This is a genomic window from Xanthomonas sp. SHU 308, from assembly GCF_000364645.1.
In the GTDB taxonomy this organism is placed as follows: Bacteria; Pseudomonadota; Gammaproteobacteria; order Xanthomonadales; family Xanthomonadaceae; genus Xanthomonas_A; species Xanthomonas_A sontii.
Genome location: NZ_AQOK01000861.1, coordinates 1 through 3,358, shown reverse-complemented (window position 1 = coordinate 3,358; position 3,358 = coordinate 1). Strand labels below are relative to the sequence as shown.

Here is a 3,358-nt window from a genome sequence, read left to right as displayed (position 1 = left end):
CAAGCGCCGACGCCGGCGCCGGCGGTACCGTCGCGGCAGTGACCGCCTGCGCGGCGTCGCGCAGCTTGGGCAGCAGGCGCAGGGTCAGCGCGAGCTGGTTGCGCACCAGCCGGCGCTTGGCCTCGTCGATGCCGTCCTCGCGTTCCAGCGCCTCGGCCAGCGCGATCTCGGCCGGCTCGTCGGCGGCCGGCAGCGCACGTCGTTCGGCCAGTGCGTCGGCCAGCGCGCCCAGCGCCTGCGGCAGGTAGTCGCCGGCGCGGGCGATGTCCGGGTCGGTCTCGCCGGCCAGCGCCGCACGGTGCGCGCCCAGCGCCGACAGATAGCCGAGCAGGGTGTTGGACAGGGCCAGGAAGCGGAAGCCGGCATCCAGGTTGCGGCGGTAGCGGCCGGGCTCGCGCAGCATGTTCGACAGCGCCACCGACAGCGCGGCGTCGGCGTTGTGCATGTCGCGGCGGGCGATGCGGTAGGGCAGGTCGTCGCGCATGCCGCTGCGGTACTGCTCCAGCACCTGCGCCAGGTAGCGCGCGCTGCTGGACAGCACCGTCGCCAGCACCTGGTTGAGGCGCCGGCCCTGCCAGTCCGGCAGGATCAGGAACGAGGCGGCGGCGGCGATCGCGCAGCCGATCAGGGTGTCGAGCAGGCGCGGCCAGATCAGCATGAAACCGTCGCCGATCAGGTTGAAGCAGAACAGCGCCATCACCGTGATCGCCGCGGTGGCGAGCATGTAGCGGTCGGTGCGGGTGACGAAGAACACCAGCGTGCCGAGCAGGGCGAACAGCAACTGCAGCTCGGTGCCCGGGAACAGCTGCATCAGCGCCCACGCCGCGCCCAGGCCGATCAGGGTGCCGGCGATGCGCTGGGCCAGGCGCAGGCGGGTGGCGCCGTAGTTGGGCCGGCACACGAAGGCGGTGGTCAGCAGGATCCAGTAGCCGTTGCTGGCGTGGATCGACTGCATGATGGCGTAGCCCAGCACCAGCGCGATCGCCATGCGCAGGCCGTGCCGGAACAGCACCGAGCCGGGCGTGAGCTGCTGGCCCAGGCGCCGCAGCATCTCGCGCAGGGTGTGCGGCGAGGAGTCGCGCAGGCGGGTGTCGAGGGCGTCGCTGGTGGTGTCCGATTGCGCGGCCTCGGCCAGGCGCCGCTCGATGCTGTGCAGGTTGGTCACCAGCAATTCCAGCGAGCCGAGCAGCCGCGCCTGCCGTGGGTCGCCACGGGCGTGCAGGAAATCCAGCGACTCGCGCAGGTCGGTGGTGGCCTGCTGGGTCTGCTCGCCGTAGTCGAACGGCTGGCGCAGCCGGATCGCCTCGCCCAGCGCCGCGCAGGCCTTGCCCTGCAGGGCCAGCAGGCGCTGGCAGCGGTACAGCACGTCGCTGTGGAAGAACGCGTCGGTCAGCGCCTCGTACGGGTAGTGCGAGGAACTGGCGCGCTCGTGGAAGTCCTGCGCCATATAGTACAGGCGGAAATACAGGCCCGACTGCACGCCGGGCCGGCCGGAGCGGCCGAAGCGGCTGATGATCGCGGTCTTGGCCGCGTTGAGTGCGGCCACCACCTGCGCGTTCTGCTCGGCCAGCGCCAGCCGCCGCGCGTGCAGGTCGCTCTGCCGCACCGGCTCGAACAGGGCCGCCTTGAGCCGCAGGTAGCGGCCCAGCTCCAGGTACAGCCGCGACAGGCGCTCGCGTACCGGCCGGTTGGCGAACAGCACCGTCCACAGCACCGACAGCACCGCGTACCAGCCGGCGCCGAGCAGCAGCAAGGCCACGCCGTGCCAGGCGTTGCCGCCGACATGGCCGTTCTGGGTGCCGTGATCCAGGCCGATCATCGCGTAGATCGCCAGCGCCACCGTGGCCTGGGCGATGGAGGCGTAGCGCTCGCCGAGCGCGCCGAGCAGGGTCAGGGCGAAGGTGGACAGCGCCAGGCCGGCCGCGAATGGCCACGGATACGGGAACAGCAGTACCACCGCGGCCGCGGCGGCGGCGAAACACAGCAGCGACAGCAGCACCGACTTGATCCGGCCCAGCCAGTTGTCGTCGGTTTCGGCGATGGCGCTGGCGATGGTGCCCAGGAAGATCGCCGGCACCGCCTCCAGTTGCTGCAGGTGCCAGCACACGCCCATCGCCACCGCCAGCGCGATGAACACGCGCAGCCCGTAGCTGGCCTTTTCATGGGCCCACAGGCGGCTCAGGCGGGTTTCGATCGAGGGGGTCGGCACCGCGCCACGATAACGCACCGTCGCTGTATGCGATCCCCCTCGGGAGGATGGATGCACGCGGGCGCTTAGACCTCCAGGTGCCGCAGCCGGGCGTCCAGCAGTGCCGGGAAGCGCTTGTACCAGGTCTGGTTGAGTGGCGAGGGATGCGGCAGCGGATGCAGCACCACGCGGTGGCTGCGGCGGCCGTCCTCGCTGTGCAGCTTCACCTCGGTCTGCGCCTGGAAGCGGTCCTCACGCGTCCAGAACGCCTCCAGCGCCGCGCGCACCTCGCGCGGCTGGTCGATGCCGAACCACAGGAAGGCTTCGCGGCCGAGGGTGAGGATGGCATCGCCGCGCCACTGCTCGAGCAGCAGGTGCCGCATCAGCGGATGGAAGCGGCGCTTCACCGGCATCGACCACGCCTTGTTGCCCACCGGCTTGTACGGCACGGTGTTGAGCCAGAAGGCGACGCGGCCGGCCTCGAGCCCGGCGGCGAAGTCGGGCATCTCCGCCCCGTGGTGCAGGTGTCGGTACAGCGCCTTGCGCACCAGCTGGCCGCCGCTGCCGACGAAGGGCGCGCCGTGTTCCACCTCGCTGCGGCCCGGGTCGCGACCGAGGATGCACACCTTCGCATCGCGGCGGCCGAGGCCGATGATGGGATCGAGCGGATCCTTGCCGCAGGCGGCATAGGCCGCGGTATCGATGCCGTCGGTCTGCGCGGCGAGCGCGCGGAAGCGGGTGCGGAGAGCGGGGGAGAGGGCCATGGAGCGTGTGCGAATCGGTGGGGAATCCAGGCTAGCGCAGCGGCGATGGTGGCTGCGTGCGGGCTTCCACGCGAGAGCGGTGTGCGCTCCTTGTGGGAGGGACTTCAGTCCCGACGCCGGGTAGTGTCAGCCGGCATCGGGCTTTGCTCGTCGCGGCTGAAGCCGCTCCCACAGGGAGTGGATCGGGTGTCCTTGTGGGAGGGACTTCAGTCCCGACGCCGGGTGGTGTCAGCCGGCATCGGGCTTTGCTCGTTGCGGCTGAAGCCGCTCCCACAGAGAGTGGATCGGATGTCCTTGTGGGAGGGACTTCAGTCCCGACGCCGGATGGTGTCAGCCGGCATCGGGCTTTGCTCGTCGCGGCCGAAGCCGCTCCTGCCCGTTGCGACGCGCTACGCCCCCTGCTCGC

The 3,358-nt window shown here is 71.1% G+C and carries 2 protein-coding genes; both read right to left on the bottom strand.

From position 1 onward, the window contains the following. Nucleotides 1–2,209, bottom strand: a 2,209-nt coding sequence (gene yccS, locus D588_RS0122415; protein WP_017917595.1) for a YccS family putative transporter, incomplete at its 3' end; no start/stop codon positions are given. A gap of 65 nt (nt 2,210–2,274) precedes the next feature. After that, complete coding sequence (locus tag D588_RS0122410) at nt 2,275–2,952, bottom strand: uracil-DNA glycosylase family protein (protein WP_017917594.1); 678 nt, start codon at nt 2,950–2,952, stop codon at nt 2,275–2,277. Nucleotides 2,953–3,358 lie beyond the last annotated feature (406 nt).